Consider the following 15882-nt stretch of genomic DNA (forward strand, 5'->3'; position numbering starts at 1 on the left):
TCAACGCAGCGCGATCGCGACGCTGGCACCCTGTCTCGCCGGCGCCCAACTCAGCGAGCGGCCATGCGCGCCGCGTCGCACTTCAATGGCCGCCACGCCCGCCTTGCAGGCATCGCCGACGGCGTCGGCCAGCTTGTGGCTGAGACCGGCCGTCTGCGTGCCGTCGTTGATCTGCAACAGGCGCTCGACATCGGCGCGGCTGGGCTGCGCGCGTTCGGCGCAGGCGTAGCTGACCGAGAACACCGGCTGGGCGCGCACCTGCATCGTGGCGAGGGTCTGGTCTTCGGCGAAGGCCGGCAGCGAGCCGGCGAACAACAGCAGCGCAACAAGAGACTTGCATTTCATGGCATCGCTCCTGGCTACTCGGCGGACGGCGACGCTGCCGTCCCGTTCCGAAGCCCCATCGTTCGCCTGTCGCGGAAACGGGTCGCGTGCATGAGGTGGGTGTTACTTCAGGCAGGGCGATTCCGGTGTAACCCTTTGGCCGTTTCGCGCATCCAAAAAGAGATGTGCGCGACGGGCTTCATGTCCCGAAAGCGACGCCGTCGTGGTTTTTCGCGATACCGCCCTGGCTACAATGCCCGCCATGAAAACGATGCGCCGAATACGCCATCTGCTACGCGGAGTCCGCCACGGCATGCTGCCGGCGTACTGGCGCGTGGCCAAGCGCTGGCGCGCCACGCGCGATGCCTGGGCCTACGTCAGCCATCCGGTGCCGCACCATTATTTCGGCGAAGGATCGAAGCGCGAGTTCAGCTGGTACCTGCAGGGCAAGAGCACGGTCGCCGTCGCCAACCTCGAAGATATCCAACGCTGGCTGCTGCGCTGCACGTACAAGCGCGATGAGGCCCTGTTCGGCATGGCCGACCTGTGGCAACACCCCGAGCATTTCGAACAACTGCGCCAGGGCGATTGCGAAGACCACGCGCTCTGGGCCTGGCGCAAGCTGCGCGACCTCGGCATTCCGGCGCGCTTGTTCACCGGTCGCCGTTCGGTGCCATTGCGCAATCGCGTGGAATTCCACGCCTGGATCGTGCTCGAACGGAATGCCGAGCCTTTCGTGTTCGAAACTACCGCCTTCCATATCCGCCGCATGCTGCTGCCGCTGGACGAAGTGCGCGACAGCTACATCCCGCACTACTCCATCGACCACGAGATGGATGTGCGCATGTATTGCGGGCACGTCAAGGCGGGTTGACGTCGGATCGCCCGCGTTCAGGGCTTGGCGAGCTTGGCGCGGTATTTCTCGATCTGTCCCCGGTAGTAGTCGGCATTGCCGATAGCGAAACGCGTCGCGAGATCCAAGGCGCGTTGCTCGGCGTCCAGCGCCTGCATCCAGCGTTCGGCTTTCGCGTGTGCGTCGGCCAGGCTGTCCCAGGCATTGGGCGAGTTCGGGTTCTCTTTGGTCGCGCGTTCGAACAGGGCCGTCGCCTGCGCGACGTCCTTGTCGAGGGCACGGAAGCCGAGATCGTTGAGCACCGGTTCCGGAATGGCGATCGGCGTGCCGAGTAGCTTGCCCAATGCATCGTAATGCGCCTGCACGGAGGCCAGGTCTGTCGGCGCCGATTCGGGCAATTCGTAACCCTCGTAGAGTTTGCGCAGGCCTTCGACCTGCGCGACCAGCGGCAGGGCCGAATGCCGTTCGTTCGGATAGCTGCTGACGGCTGCGCGCAGGTTCGGATTGCCGGGTGTCGTCAACGCACGCACGAGACGCTCATCATCGGCTAATGCAGAACCACGGTCGTCGCTATAGGCGAAATAGACGAAGCGTGCGGCGGGCATCGGCTTGGCGACGGCGGCTTCGATTTCGCGGATCGGCAGCTGACGATCCCAGTCCAGGCTCGGCGACATCGCCAGCGTCGCGTTGAAAAGAGTCGGCCGTGTGGCCAGCATGTGCAGGGCGAACTGCCCGCTGGCCGAATGCCCGTACAGGATGCGATAGCCATTGCCGCGATACGCACGCTCGACCTGCGGAATCAATTCCTTCTCGACGAAATTGGCGAACTTGCCGGCGCCGCCGCCACCGATCCAGGCCTCGGGCCAGTCGGTCTGGGTGAAATCTCGGATGCGCACCTTAGAATCGATCGCGACCACGATCATCTCGGGAATCTGCCCCTGCGACGCGAGGAAGGCGATCGCGCCGATGCCGTGCACCGCATGCGTCTGCCCATCGAGCATGTAGAGGATCGGATAGCGACGATCTTCAGCCCAGGCGTAACTCTGGGGCAGATGGACCGTGACCGTGCGCTGCTCGCCGAGGATGGCGGAGTCGAGCGTGTGTTTGGCGGGCGGCGCATCGGCGGCCCAGGCAGGCACGGCGACGAACAGCAGAAAGAACAGGAACAGCAGGCGACGGATCATGGGCGAATCCCTAGGCGGATTCGCTATAGATGGGTGAATACGGGAGAAGTTCAAGCCATGCGTCGGGCCGACCAAGCTATTTCTTGTTCTTGATCTCTTCCGCCATCTTTTGGTTGAGTTCCTGGAAATCGCGCATCAACGCGTCACAAGGTTCCTTCGCGGCCTGGCACAACGCCGTCATGCCCATCATCATGCTTCCGTTCTTTTCGAACCAGAAACGCTTCACAACGGCGGGATAAGCAGGATGGCCCGCCGGCGTGAAGGTCCAGATGGCGTTGTCGGCCGGGGTGTTCACGACCAGCCAGCCTTCCTGCATCGGTCGGACCTCGGCATCCTTGCGCGACGTGAGCGCCTTCCTCGCCTCCTCGACCGTGGCGTAGCCGATCGCATTGGCATCGCTTTCCGGCAAGGGATCTGGCTCGGCGGCTTTTCCTTTTGCAGCATCGTGCATGAAGTTCTGTTCATGGCGCATCAGACGGAAGTCGAATTCGTCGTGGCCACGAAACCAGATGACATACTCGCTGCCTTGCTGCGCATTGGCATATGTACTCTGGAAATCCACGGCGACATACAAGCCCGGACGCGGCGAGTTCGGCGGGTCGAGATACCAGGTGAGCTTGGCCTGCTTGCGTGACAGCGGCCGGCCCAAAGTCTTCGCTTCATCGCGCATATAGGCCGACCATTCCGAGAGGCCTGCCATCGCCTGCAACTCCGGCGTTTGCATCGCGTAGGCCTTGTCGTATTCACCGGCATCCAACGCCCGGAAGTATTCGCCGGTAAGCCGGTCGATGACTGCCGACTCCTGCGCCGTAGGAACATGTTCGGCAGCAACAGCGATAGTCGAGACGAGGCCGAACAGCAGGGCGAAGGATGCAAGAAACTTCCAGGACACGGGATATCCAGGCGAAGAACGGGAGTGCAGTCTAACCTTGTTCGAGCGCCTGCCAGTCAAGCATGGCGTTGCCCGGTCAGACGGGCCTGCATCGCCAAGCGCTGACTTTCCTTCGATCACGATGCCGACGGGCCGGCTCTGCTCTACGGCCTGGCGGAAATGTCCCGGACGGCGAAATGCGCCAGTTCCTTCGCCGACTTGCCCAACTGCGCTGGAAGCAGGCTCAGGATCAGCTCCAGCAGGTATGAGCCGGCATGCGAACCGGCCACCTTCTGGCTGAAACCCCAGGTCGGGTCGCACCCGTCCTGTTCCTCGGCATAGCGGAAGATCGATTCGAAGAACTGTTCGACGCCGGGAATGATGTTCTGATGGCGCAACGCCTCGAGCGGAAGAACGATCGCCGAGGAGAAATCGAGCACTACTTCGGTGGCCTCGCCCGAGTTCATCATCTGCCGCAGGAGCGACAGTCGCTGAAAGCGCGCATTGAGCAGGATCAGGTCGGCGCCGCCGCTGTAGCGCCAGGCCGAACGCTGTTCTACCTGTTTACGAAACTCGTCGAAGCGCTCGTCCGAGTACACCCATCCGTTGCCGACCTGGACCCGACCCGTGTGCGGGTCGGGCGGCAAGTCCCCGGCCCAATAGCCGCCGCAGTAGAAGTTCACGTTGTCGCCGGAGCGCGCGTTGAAATACGCCAGGTTCGGAATGATTTCCTTCTGCGCCAGCGGCGAAGCCTGACGGGCGAACAGCAGTCCGACCAGGCGCACGCTTTCCTCGGGCGCGCCACGGCGCAGGAAGGCCTGGTGCAGATCGGCGCAGACCTGCTCGTACTCCGTAACCGGCTTGATGCGGCCGATGAACATGAGCGAACCCTACACCCCAGAGGCTGCAGGAAAAAGGGGCGGTTCGTGGAAGCGGCGACTCCCGTCGCTTCTCTCCCTAGTCACCTACGACCCGGAGGCGTCGTACGCTATGGCCCCGCTAGAGAGAAGGCATCCCCTGAGCTCGCCGGACGAGAGGGATCCCGCACGGCAAAAACGCACTGAAGATACGGTTCCACTACCTCCCAGGATGCGCGGCTGTCGTAATACTTCCGCAGCGTCCGCCCTACCTCCACCAAGTCGCCCTCCTGCTCGATCTGCTTCAGGAGCGCTTCTCGCGAGTCCGCGCGAGCATGGGCTTTGTGGTCCTGGCTGTTGTAAGCATGGAACTCCACAATAGTTCCCGGCGCTGTCGCTTGATAGTCGCCGGAACGACACGTGCGTAAGCCTGAGCTTTCCTCTCGTTCCACGTGACCGGCCGCGTAGCTGTCTTGCAGCATATGAAGCAGTGTACCGAACGAAACTTCCCGTAGATGCGGCCGGATTCCCGAGTTGCCCAAGGTGAGAAGGTCAAGCACGCGCCAACCGGTCATACCGAAGCGTTCATGGATGGTCGGTATCGGGATATCTCTCAGCGGCGTTTCCAGATTGAACTCGCCCGAAGAGACCCGCCAGGAGAACTGGGCCCAATCCATCATCTTCCGCTGTGTCTCGCTTGCGGACTCTCCAGGGTGCGCGGCCATCGCGTGCAGAAACTGCAAGTCGCCGAAATGAGTTCGAAACAACAGCGGATCCCCGGGACCGTAAGCCTTGCCGGCCGCGGCGCCGTGTTCTGCCCGCTTGAAAAGCTGCGCCCAACATATGGGCTGAGTCGCAACGCGGATAGATTCGCCTATATTGCATTTGGTCCCCTTGGCCTGCGCGGCCGTGAGCGGGAACCTTGGGTCATCGTTCCACCGAACTCCCGCCACTACTGCGGCAGGAGCATCACTTCTATCGAGATTGTCACAGTCCACGGTCTCGCAACCCCAGATGCGGGAGGTAATCTCCTCGTGAACCGGGTCCACAAAGTGTCCAATGTTGTATCTGTACAGCAGTATCTGGCCATTCGCGAAATAGGAAACATTCAAGCGCTCCAGTCGAATCTCCCGCGCCGATCCCTTTGGCGAGAGTTGATAGGCCTGAGAGGCACTGGTTATCGAGACCATGCTGACGATTGCCATCGCCAGGCTGCAAAGCTTGAGCCTTGTCATACTCATTCCCCTGTGCTGCAGGCCACCGTGCGCTGCGAGTCCGCTCCAGCCTTGAGTCAATACAAACACTCGTATCCGACGCGAGCAACGTAAATAGTTCACACGGCACAAGCACAGCGTGGCTATACAACTGATGCCAAGGCAGCAGTGCTAACACGCTTAACGGAACGAAGCTACACGCTTCTAGAAGATTTCGGCTGATCTTCAAGCGCGGCCACGAGGACGATCTCAAAGAGCTGCAGTCGTATCTGATCGTGCGACACGAACAGCGCGACGAAATAGAGGATGGCGAACGCTGCTGCTAGGAACAGCAGCCAACCGGGAACGGCAGAGATGTCCTCTATCAACTTGATCTGCAGGGCGACGGCGATAGCTACCGGCAATATCCCCAGGCGATCGATTCCACCGAATAGGAACGCGAACTTCATCGCCAAACGGGAGCGTGCGTTCCTGGTAAAGCGCAGATGCTCATTGAGCGTATCCGTCGGGTATTGAGCGAGCTCGCTGGACAAACCACGAAGCTGAGCAATATCGTGATCCAGCTGCTGGACGAACTCCGCTCTCCGACGCAGGAAACTGCGGACGATGGCCAGCGTTGAATAGAAGAAATAGGGAAAGAACCCCACTACTTCCAGAATCAGCCCAGTGAGCGCCACCCAGACCACACCCGGGCCGACAGGCATGAACTGCCGCAGCAACACAGGCGACAGCCCGATGACGACTCCTGCAAGGCCGATTACGTTCCAGACGACTACCCAGGATGGTGTATTGAGATATTCGGCAGGGCCATCCGGGATGGCGCGCAGGCGTTTGTCGAGCCAGGCAAAGGAAATTTTTTCGGGCTGCATCGTGGCTAGTGCTGGTTTGAGTTGCCGCCATAGCAGCATTCCCATCACTGGCCCTGCAACGTAATTTTTTCACATTGTCCAGATCACTGGACAACCGATCTGTTTTGCGATATCAAACGCGTAACAGCTTCCATGTTTGGGAGTTGGCCGGCCCGTGAGCGGATATGCACCGGGCATGCCGAATCGATCTGTTTTGGACGATTTTCGGCCCTAACCAAAACAATCCCATCATGTCTAACCGAACGACCAAGGCTCGGCGCCTTGCCTATGCTCGTCAATCCGGGAAGTGTTACTACTGCGGCTGCCCGATGTGGCTGGATGATCTGCCCATCTTCGCCACGCTGTATCGCCTCCCGAGCCGCCAGGCCCGACAGCTGCAATGTACGGCCGAACATCTACTGGCGAGGCGGGACGGCGGAGATGACAGTCCGGACAATATTGCTGCCGCCTGTCGGTTCTGCAATGCGCATCGTCACCAGAGAAAGTCACCACCATCGCCTTTGCGATATCGCGAGCTTGTCTCGAAGCGCCTCGCCCGCGGATCCTGGCATCAGCTCGGTCGCCTCAGCCACGCAACAGCCAGCGGATAGGCAAAGCTTGTTCGTGTTCGACTTGGCCGCCGTGGAACAGCGAAAGACTACTCGGGCCTCGGCTCCGCTGGCACCGTGCGCCGCGGGCCCGGGAAGAAGCGGTTCACGGTGGCCTGGTAGGAGGCATAGGCCGGCCGCTTGAGGCGGCTGTAGTGTTCGGCCGGCACAGCGCCGGTGTAGTACACGAGGGTGCCGTACATCAACCGGATCACCCAGGCCAAGGACAGGGCCAGCACGAGCAGCGCGAGGACGTGCACGTCCTCGCGCAAGGCCCAGAGCGAAGGCAAGGCCATTGCCACGAGCGCGATCCACTGCACCCATTGCCCGAAATAATTGGGGTGGCGGCTGTAGCGCCACAGGCCGACATCGCAGACGGACTTACGGTCGGTGGCGGTGCGCGCAAAGCGCCGCTTCTGCCAGTCCGCCGTGCTCTCGAAGGCATAGGCCGCGATCCACACGATCAGCCAGATCAGATGCCAGAGCGACAAGGCCGCGCTGGCATCGGCGGCGATCAGATAGGCGGGCAACGCCAGGAAGGACATGTTCGCCATGCCCTGTACGAAGATTTCGTACTGCACCGAGAAGCGCTCGCTGCGGAATCCTGCACGCTGCCAACGCTGGCGCTGGTATTCGTAACGCGGCAGGTCGCGCGTCAGTACGCCGGGGCGATACATGTGTACGGCCCAGACCGCCATGCGCAGGCCGATCAGCAGATAGATGCCCGCCACGAGCAGCACGGGCAAGGTGCGCGCCTCGGCGAACCAGAGCGTCTGCAGACCGATCGCCGTCAGACCGGCCGGCCAGGCGAAGTCCACATAGGACAGCCGGTTATTGCGCCACGCCGGCATGTTAGCGGACAGCAAAAAGACCAGGAGCTGGGCGATCAAGTTGCTGAATACGAAGGCGCGCGTCGGCGTGATGAACACGAGCGTCGCGAAACAGACCACGAACATCAGGCACCAGAGGATTCGGCTTTTCATTGTTCTCAGCGCGCTGTCGGCAAAGTGACCCTGACCCGTTAGTCGCCGGCGATCAGTCCAAATAGGGTTGGCAGAGCTCAGTATTCAGTACGTTCTCGGCAGAAACCAGTGAGACGTTCTCTCTTCTTGCTGGGAACGAGCGGAAGAACTTGGCGACCTCCGGCGGCGCCGTCAAGTAGTCGAGCGTGACAACACCGTCCGCACCGGAATTGCCGAACTTCTGGAAAACGGGCAATACGTCCTGCCAGCGCACGAAAACCATGTCTTCGACTTTTCGGAACAACCTCCTTGGTGCCAACTGCTTTCGCGCCAGGCACAAGACGTCAACCGGCGGCAGCACCATCGGAATACCGTCCGGCCAGACACAGCCGGTGACCAGCTCGCCATCTAGCCTGAAGAACATGACCAACGGCACGAACTTGTCCTCGTCCAGCGTAGACTGCACGCGCTCGCGGTCAAGATTCCAGCGCCAGACCCGCTCAATCACCTCGGTCGGTTGATGAAGGACATTCGGCCGCTCGCCCTCGCCCTTACCAAGAACAACAGAAAAAGCGAGCTCGTTACCATGATCCCAACCGGCCAGTAGTTTTTCCGAAGCGTACTCTCCCTCCCCCATGCCGTTGGTCTGGAAATCAGCGACTAGCAAGTCGAAATGCTGAATGAAGGCCCGGACTTCCGGCTCGGCCTCGCGGATGAAATGTCTCGGTCGGAAATAGTTGATGTTGAAAGCGACTGGATAGTGCTCCCCTTCATCCCCATCGTCCGCTTGCTGCAGATCGAAATGGAAGTAGACGCCGGTATCCTGGTTCTCATACCAGGCCTGAGTCGCCTCCAATCTGTAGTGCGGACGGCGACGGAAGTATTCTTCAAACCCGACGGGGTCAAACGGGCCACTGCGCGGCTTGAACAACAAGCCATAACTCACAGCACCATCCTCCGTACTGACTCGAACATCTCACAATCGAGCCTCACCTATTCGGTCCCCCGGAAAAGGGGCCCAATTGCATGCGTTCCCATACTTCGATCCTATTCGGGTTCCACGACAACCGCTTCCGGCCAAACATCCGGGCGCGGTCCCCAGTCGCCACTGGGTGCATCGAGGAAGTGACGAACGGCTTCGCCAAGGTCGACGTCCAGGAACTGGGCGGCGGCCTGCGCACCAGAATCATCGGCGGACGCCGCGGAAGCAAATCGTTTGAAGGCGCTCCAATCCTGACACGCGCCGTTGATCAGCAGGCGGGCGAGATCGTAGGCGAGCTCGCTTTCGTCGCCGTCCTGCTTGAAAGCCCTACCGTCCCAGAACCGTTGGATGTTCTCGATAGTCCAGAACGCCGCGTGCTTCTCCTCCAATGCCTTTACGTCGAACGCGTCTGCACCGAGGCGGGTCAATCGCTGTTCCGTGTTGACCGCAATGCCCTCATTCACCCACAACGGCAAATCCAGATGCGCCAGCTGCGCATGGGTCAGCTCGTGGACGATGGTGGGCTCCATCCGCCACAGCTCATCACCGTGCACGATAAAGTGGCTTCTATCGGCATGCAGGAACATTCCCGCACTGACCATCGTCTCGTCGATATCCGGGCAGTACCTGGCCGCGTAACGCGAATAGGTCTCTCGATCGGAAAACGACAGCAGGACTTCCTTGGCGACTTCCTCGCTTGCCAGATCCTCGAGCACGCGGCGCACCCGTCGCCGCGAGTTTTCGACGAAGTCCAGCATTGCCCTGGCTTCATTGTCCGGTCTCTCACTCAGCACCAAGGCAGCGCCGGATTCGAACACCCGGTAGCCCGGCCCCAACGTCTGCGCGAGCATCCCCAGCCAAGCACGCGTGCAAGCGAGCAAGGCGGCGGCGCGACTTTCTTCCTCGAAGCTCTCGACCCACGCCTGGACCTCGCGCCATTCAGGATGCGGGATCCGTTCGTGCCATGTGGCTGCAACTGCGATATCAAGCGCCTTGCCGTCGAACTCTGCGATGGATGCCGGAATGGAACCGGCCATCTTGGACTGCGCACTACCGGAGCCAAACCATCGACGAATCAGGTTTTTCATGAGACGGGGAAAGTCGTTCGGTCCATTGGCGCCAGGAAACTACACGCGTTTGCAGGTCAGCTGGATGGAAGACAAGAGACCGCGGACAAGGGATCAGAGAACTATTCCGTTTGAAGCGGAAATGTTCTCTGACCTTTTTTTCGTGCTGGTCATGCAGAACACAGTTCTGTTGCATACTCCGCAAGCTTCCTGGCTCGCTCCACAGAAAAGGCGTAGAACTCATCCAAGAATAGTGTGTGCGGACAGAAAGACGCCTCCAGAATGGCTGCCACGTCTGGCGGCATTCTTGCCCTATAGATGCTTGGGGCGTCACCCCCAAGCGTTCTGTTCTCTTGGCGAGACAGGATGCAGATATTGGCCAAACAGTTCTGATTCTGTTCCATCCCAAGGAATGCGCGTGGCATAAGGTGATGAAACTCTGCACGATTCCCGAAACGTAGTGGCTCACGCAGATCCACGGGGGCTCCAGAAATGAAGCTTCTTGGTTTCTTTTGCGCCAGCATCAGCACGTGCGTTTTACTGTTGACTGACCCAAGATTAAACTGATTACTTAGAAAGAAGTCGCTGTGAACAAGATATTCATCAGATGCAAGCCGTGTATCTCCCGAGCGCCGAAGAATGGCGACTGACTCTATATCTTCTTTCAAGCTTCTTAGGACACCGCTGCTATACCGACGCGAGAAGCAACTCTGCCAAAACCACCTTAGCAATACCCTTCGATGCGCATCAGGCAAAGGAACTGCTTCGCGGCGCTCGGTTGCGAAATAGACCGTGAGGGGTACAAGAACAGTGGAGTAAGGCAAGTTCCACAGCGCCTCTACTGACAAGTTTGATCTAAGGAAATCTATACTTCCTTTCAAGCCGTTAATGATTGCAGGGAAATGCTCGCGAATCTGTTCGCCAGTTAGTGCCATGAGCGCCTCTGGGCTCGCATCACCAGCCACTACTGCGGAGCAACAGCGCAGTACTAGATTCGTATCCTCCCCAACCGCGTGGAACCCGAACGGACTTAGTTCATCTTTTAGAGCATCGAACTCTGTTTGGAGTTGGAAATCATCACTCCATGTCCACGCCGACAGCAATTGAAGTGTGTCCAGTGGCACACCCTGGCGATTGATTCTCTCGAAGATGATGGCGACGGCAGCCTTGTTCTCAAGATCGGAGAGTTGCACCGGGATCTGAGCTTCGCGAAAGCGGGTCTGCAAATCATCGACAATGCGAAGTCTGTTCTGACCCATTCCCTCCGTGGCCCGCCGAAACTCCACAGTGTCAAACAATACGCGAAGCGGGAAATAGCGGGCGGGGTCCGCCTCACCATCTGCCAATGCCTGAAACTGAGGCTCCTGTGGTGATGCATTGGCTTCGAAATCGAAGTAAACCTGCTTCCACCCGTCCCAGTTTTCCGGCTGAATCTCTGTTTGAAAGGTTCCAAAGAGAGAAGTAACCCGTTGTTGCCCGTCAAGGACGTAGTCGATTGGATAGTCCGCTTGCGGGTCTGGCAGCAAGAATGGGCCTAGCTTTCTGTCGGCCTTTAGCTGCTCGCGCGTCCTCCAGAAAAGCAGTGAGCCGAACGGGAATCTCTTGTAAATGCTGTCCATGAGATATGCCACGTGATCGGGATCCCATACGAAGCCTCGTTGAAAGGCAGGAATTCGAACTTGTCCTCTATGAATCTGCTCGACCAATTGCCGAATCGTATAGGTTTGCACCCTTGCCTCCTGAGACAATCGCTTGGATTGAAACCTTTTCTAACATCTAGCCAAGGCGTCTACTTTCTGGCTTTTTTTTTGCAACTCAGTGTGCACGCCTTTGGCTGCGCATTCCAATGGTTCGCAAGAAGTTGCATAGAGCCACCCAAAAAATGGGAAACAGCGTAAATTTCTCACATTGCGCCGCAACAATTTCTGGACCCATGCGCGAACCAAGACCAAACGACTGCCCAATGACACCAAAGAAAATGGCGGCCCTTCGGCCGCCATTCCTTTATGCAGCGATGTAACCGCAATCAGCGACTTAGCCGCACTTGCTATACCCGCAATTCAAGCAGGTCTGGCAGCCGTCCATCAGGACGAGGGCCTTGGTGTTGCACTTGTGGCACATGCTGGCCGATGCGGGAAAAGAGACGGCCTCGCCGGCTTCGGATGCCGCCTCGTCGGCGCGAGACGCGCCTTCGGCACCGGCACCGGCGAGGTCGCCGCTCAACTGGTTGGAATCAGTCTTTTTTTTTGACTTGTTCTCGTAGGCCGCACGCTTCTCGGCGATCAGGGCGCGCTGGGCGTCGCTGAGTTCCGGGTCGACGATCATGCCGATGAACTTCAGGTGTTCTTCGATGACCGAACCGATCTCGGCGACGATGGACGGCATGTAGACGCCGCCGGCCTTGAAGTAACCGCCGCGCGGATCGAACACGGCCTTCAGCTCGTCGACCAGGAAGGTGACGTCGCCGCCCTTGCGGAACACGGCGCTCATGATGCGGGTGATGGCCACGACCCACTGGAAGTGGTCCATGTTCTTCGAGTTGATGAAAACCTCGAACGGACGGCGCAGCTCATGCGGCGTGCCCGGGTTCAACACGATGTCGTTGATCGTCACGTACATGGCGTGTTCGACCAGCGGCGACTTGATCTTGTAGGTGGCGCCGACCAGGGCTTCGGGGCGCTCGACCTTTTCGTGCATCTGGATGATGTTCGAGGCGGATTCGCGCTCGACCATCTCGTCGGACAGGGGCAGATCGGTCGCGGGGGCGGCCTGGGTTTCCTTCGCCTTGTCTTCGGGCTTCTGGACGCTGTAGCCCTTGATCTTCTTCGTAATCTTGATGGCCATCGGCCAAAACTCCTGAATTTCTTTTTGTTCGCCGCGGTCCTTCCGGGGCCGCGTGCTTGGGGGATGGGCTTCGTCCAGCACCACCCTCGAAGGCGATGGACGGATGACACGTGTTCGGGGTGTGGCGGTAAAGCGGTGTTTCGGTGCCGGAGCCTCCCCCGCCGAAGCGGGGGAGGACGGGTTCAACAATCGGGACAGCTTTTTATGGTGTTGCGGGTGACACTAAAACGGTGAGGCGGTTTGAGTTGCGATGACGCGGCGCGGTGAAACGGTCGCGATTGCCATCGCTCCTACAGAAGCATTAACGGCGGCGGGCGGCCTTCTTGGCGGCCTTGCGCGGAGCGGCTTTCTTCGCCGCTTTCTTGGCGGCCTTGCGCGGGGCGGCCTTCTTCGCTGCTTTCTTCGGCGCGGCCTTGCGGGCGGCTTTCTTCGGCGCGGCTTTCTTCACGGCCTTCTTCGTCGCCTTCTTCGCGGCGCCGACCTTGGACTTGACCGCCTTCACGACGGCGCCGGCTTTCTTCTCGGCGCTGGCGACGGCCGATTTCACGGCTTTCGCGGCGCGCGATTTCTCGGCGGCCTTCACTTTCTTTTCCACCGCCTTGCGGGCGGCCGCAGTGCGCTTCTTGACCGCCTTGACGACCGGGCTGGCCTTGCGCGCGATCGCGTTGCCGATCTCGCTGGCTTTTTCGCTGACGCTGTCCATCGCGCTGGACAGGGTCTTGGTGACGCCATTGCCGTTGCTCATTGTGTTGCTCCCTTGCGGATGGATGGTGTTGCGATGTTGCCGACTCGTTGGATTCTTCTACGCGAAGAAAGCGCCGAGGCGGTCAGGACCACAACGATGTTTTCGCGCAGTCCTGCTGAACGTGTTCAGAATTTACCGTGACCCTTCAAGAGGATCGCGGCGAATCCCATCAAAATTTGCCGTAGTACCCTTCTTTCAGCGCATCGAAGAGATTGGCGGCGGTGTGCATTTCGCCGTCGTACTCGATCTCCTCGTTGCCCTTCACTTCCACCACGGTGCCGTCTTCGAGTTCGAAGCGGTACATGGTGTTTTCCAGGTCGGTTTCCTTCACCAGCACGCCCTGGAAGGCGGCCGGGTTGAAGCGGAAGGTCGTGCAACCCTTCAGGCCCTGCTTGTGGGCGTAAAGGTAGATGTCCTTGAATTCCTCGTACGGGAAATCGGTGGGCACGTTCGCGGTCTTGGAGATCGACGAGTCGATCCACTTCTGCGAGGCGGCCTGGATGTCCACGTGCGCCTTCGGCGTGATGTCGTCGGCGGCGATGAAGTAGTCCGGCAGCTTGGCCTTGTCTTCGGTCGCGTAGGGCATCGCGTCGGCATTGACCAGGGTGCGGTAGGCGAGCAGCTCGTAGCTGTACACCTCGACCTTTTCCTTGGTCTTCTTGCCTTCGCGGATCACGTTGCGGCTGTAGTGATGGGCGAAGCTGGGCTCGATGCCGTTGCTGGCGTTGTTGGCGAGGCTCAGCGAAATCGTGCCGGTGGGCGCGATCGAGCTGTGGTGGGTGAAGCGGGCACCGTGTTCGGCGATGGCTTCGACCAGTTCCGGCGCGACGGTGGCGACGCGCTGCATGTAACGCGAATAACGCGCGTGCAGCACGCGGCCCTTGATGGTCTGGCCGAGTTCCCAGCCGTCCTTCGCCATTTCCGGGCGCTGGCGCAGCATGGCGGCGGTGACGGTGAAGTCCTCGTCCATGATCGGGGCCGGGCCCTTTTCCTGGGCCAGCGAGGCGGCCACTTCCCAACCGGCGATCGCCATCTCGCGCGACACGGCTTCGGTGAACTCGCAGCTCTCGCTACCGCCGTACTTCATCTTCAGCATCGTCAGCGTGCTGCCGAGGCCGAGGAAGCCCATGCCGTGGCGACGCTTGCGCAGGATCTCGGCGCGCTGCTGTTCCAGCGGCAGGCCGTTCACTTCGACGACGTTGTCGAGCATGCGGGTGAACACGCGCACGACTTCCTTGTATTCCTCCCAGTCGAACTTGGCCTGGTCGGTGAAGGGGTCGCGCACGAAGGTGGTCAGGTTGATCGAGCCGAGCAGGCAGGCGCCGTAGGGCGGCAGCGGCTGCTCGCCGCAGGGGTTGGTCGCGCGGATGTTCTCGCACCACCAGTTGTTGTTCATCTCGTTGACGCGGTCGATCAGGATGAAACCGGGCTCGGCGAAATCGTAGGTGCTCGCCATGATGCGGTTCCACAGCTGCTGCGCGCGGATGTGGCCGTAGATCTTGCAGGCGACGAGGCCGTCTTCGCGCGAGACGTAGTTCGTGCTGGTCGGCCATTCGCGCCAGACGACCTGGGTCGGGTCGCTGGTGTCGATCTCGTCCTTTTCCTTGATGTTCACCGGGAACACCAGCGGCCAGTCGCCGTCGGTCTCGACCGCGTGCATGAACTCGTCGGTGACGAGCAGGGACAGGTTGAACTGGCGCAGGCGGCCGTCTTCGCGCTTGGCGCCGATGAATTCCTTCACGTCCGGGTGCGAGACGTCGAACGTGCCCATCTGCGCGCCGCGGCGTCCGCCGGCCGAGCTGACGGTGAAACACATCTTGTCGTAGATATCCATGAAGCTCAGCGGGCCCGACGTATACGCGCCGGCGCCGCTGACATAGGCGCCGCGCGGACGCAGCGTCGAGAATTCGTAGCCGATGCCGCAGCCGGCTTTCAGCGTGAGGCCGGCCTCGTGCACCTTGTCGAGGATGCCGTCCATCGAATCGGGAATCGTGCCCGAGACGGTGCAGTTGATCGTGCTGGTGGCGGGCTTGTGCTCGAGCGCACCGGCATTGGAGGTGATGCGGCCGGCCGGGATGGCGCCGCGGCGCAGCGCCCACAGGAAGCGCTCGTACCAGTACTTCTGCTTCTCGGCGGTCGGCTCGGCGTCGGCCAGGGCCTTGGCCACGCGCTGGTAGGTATGGTCGATCGTGGCATCGACGGGGTCGCCCTTCTTGGTCTTCAGGCGGTACTTCTTGTCCCAGATGTCGTAGGACGCGGGCTGCATCGCAATGCCCTGCGCCGACACCCCGCCCACATCATTCTTGACCGCTTCCAGGCGAACGCTGCTCATTGTTCCCGCTTCCTCCATGGGTGCCGGGTAGCCGGCTACTTGTTGTTTTGTTTATTCCGTCCGGGGGAACGGCAGAGACAGGCGAACGCACTCGCGGGGCAGGCCCCGAAGCGTCACTTGAACCTCTGGTTCAAACCCATGCCGTATCGCCCATGGCGTCGTGCAGGCTCGACAGAAAGCCCTACCGGACC

Annotated in this window: 15 protein-coding genes; 2 read left to right on the plus strand and 13 right to left on the minus strand. The window is 60.3% G+C overall.

The annotated features are described in order from the left end of the window. Positions 1-345, minus strand: coding sequence for a hypothetical protein (locus QM707_RS10280; protein WP_415001755.1), 345 nt, complete (start codon positions 343-345; stop codon positions 1-3). Between the two features lie 241 nt (positions 346-586). Between QM707_RS10280 and QM707_RS10285 the strand changes: the two genes are divergently transcribed. Then, complete coding sequence (locus QM707_RS10285; protein WP_415001756.1) at positions 587-1198, plus strand: transglutaminase domain-containing protein; 612 nt, start codon at positions 587-589, stop codon at positions 1196-1198. A 17-nt stretch (positions 1199-1215) separates the two neighbouring features. Here the strand turns inward: QM707_RS10285 and QM707_RS10290 are convergent, their stop codons facing one another. The 5 genes from QM707_RS10290 to QM707_RS10310 all read right to left on the minus strand — a co-directional run bounded on the left by QM707_RS10290 (position 1216) and on the right by QM707_RS10310 (position 6172). Next, positions 1216-2361, minus strand: a complete 1146-nt coding sequence (locus tag QM707_RS10290) for an alpha/beta hydrolase-fold protein (RefSeq protein ID WP_415001757.1) — start codon at positions 2359-2361, stop codon at positions 1216-1218. A 76-nt stretch (positions 2362-2437) separates the two neighbouring features. Continuing rightward, positions 2438-3253, minus strand: a complete 816-nt coding sequence (locus QM707_RS10295; protein WP_415001758.1) for a DUF4019 domain-containing protein — start codon at positions 3251-3253, stop codon at positions 2438-2440. A 143-nt stretch (positions 3254-3396) separates the two neighbouring features. Beyond that, the gene (locus QM707_RS10300; protein WP_415001759.1) at positions 3397-4113 is read right to left on the minus strand and encodes a hypothetical protein; all 717 of its coding nucleotides are present in this window, start codon (positions 4111-4113) and stop codon (positions 3397-3399) included. Positions 4114-4220: 107 nt separating this feature from the next. Beyond that, positions 4221-5330 (minus strand): hypothetical protein, encoded by a 1110-nt coding sequence (locus QM707_RS10305; protein ID WP_415001760.1) that lies wholly within the window; start codon positions 5328-5330, stop codon positions 4221-4223. Between the two features lie 167 nt (positions 5331-5497). Then, on the minus strand, positions 5498-6172 hold the full coding sequence (locus tag QM707_RS10310; RefSeq protein WP_415001761.1) for a hypothetical protein: 675 nt from the start codon (positions 6170-6172) through the stop codon (positions 5498-5500). A 308-nt stretch (positions 6173-6480) separates the two neighbouring features. Between QM707_RS10310 and QM707_RS10315 the strand changes: the two genes are divergently transcribed. Then, entirely contained in the window at positions 6481-6762 is a 282-nt protein-coding gene (locus tag QM707_RS10315; protein ID WP_415001762.1) for an HNH endonuclease, read from the plus strand. A 47-nt stretch (positions 6763-6809) separates the two neighbouring features. On the opposite strand, the gene QM707_RS10320 is transcribed toward QM707_RS10315, so the two are convergent. From QM707_RS10320 to QM707_RS10350, 7 genes are all read right to left on the minus strand, one after another. Then, positions 6810-7742 carry a DUF1295 domain-containing protein gene (locus QM707_RS10320; RefSeq protein ID WP_415001763.1) on the minus strand — a complete coding sequence of 311 codons (933 nt, stop codon included), beginning with the start codon at positions 7740-7742 and terminating at the stop codon, positions 6810-6812. A gap of 52 nt (positions 7743-7794) precedes the next feature. Continuing rightward, positions 7795-8667, minus strand: a complete 873-nt coding sequence (locus QM707_RS10325) for a hypothetical protein (RefSeq protein ID WP_415001764.1) — start codon at positions 8665-8667, stop codon at positions 7795-7797. Positions 8668-8768: 101 nt separating this feature from the next. Next, positions 8769-9791 carry a hypothetical protein gene (locus QM707_RS10330; RefSeq protein WP_415001765.1) on the minus strand — a complete coding sequence of 341 codons (1023 nt, stop codon included), beginning with the start codon at positions 9789-9791 and terminating at the stop codon, positions 8769-8771. A gap of 149 nt (positions 9792-9940) precedes the next feature. Next, the gene (locus QM707_RS10335) at positions 9941-11500 is read right to left on the minus strand and encodes a DUF262 domain-containing protein (protein ID WP_415001766.1); all 1560 of its coding nucleotides are present in this window, start codon (positions 11498-11500) and stop codon (positions 9941-9943) included. Positions 11501-11804: 304 nt separating this feature from the next. Then, a complete protein-coding gene (locus QM707_RS10340) occupies positions 11805-12614 on the minus strand; it encodes an NrdJb (RefSeq protein WP_415001767.1) in 810 nt (269 codons plus the stop codon). A gap of 301 nt (positions 12615-12915) precedes the next feature. Beyond that, positions 12916-13359 (minus strand): hypothetical protein, encoded by a 444-nt coding sequence (locus QM707_RS10345; protein ID WP_415001768.1) that lies wholly within the window; start codon positions 13357-13359, stop codon positions 12916-12918. Between the two features lie 169 nt (positions 13360-13528). After that, positions 13529-15691: an adenosylcobalamin-dependent ribonucleoside-diphosphate reductase gene (locus QM707_RS10350; protein WP_415001769.1), complete on the minus strand. Its 2163-nt coding sequence runs from the start codon at positions 15689-15691 to the stop codon at positions 13529-13531. Between the last annotated feature and the right edge of the window lie 191 nt (positions 15692-15882).

Origin of the sequence: Arenimonas sp. (genome assembly GCF_047602345.1) — a bacterium.
Taxonomy (GTDB): Bacteria; Pseudomonadota; Gammaproteobacteria; order Xanthomonadales; family Xanthomonadaceae; genus Arenimonas.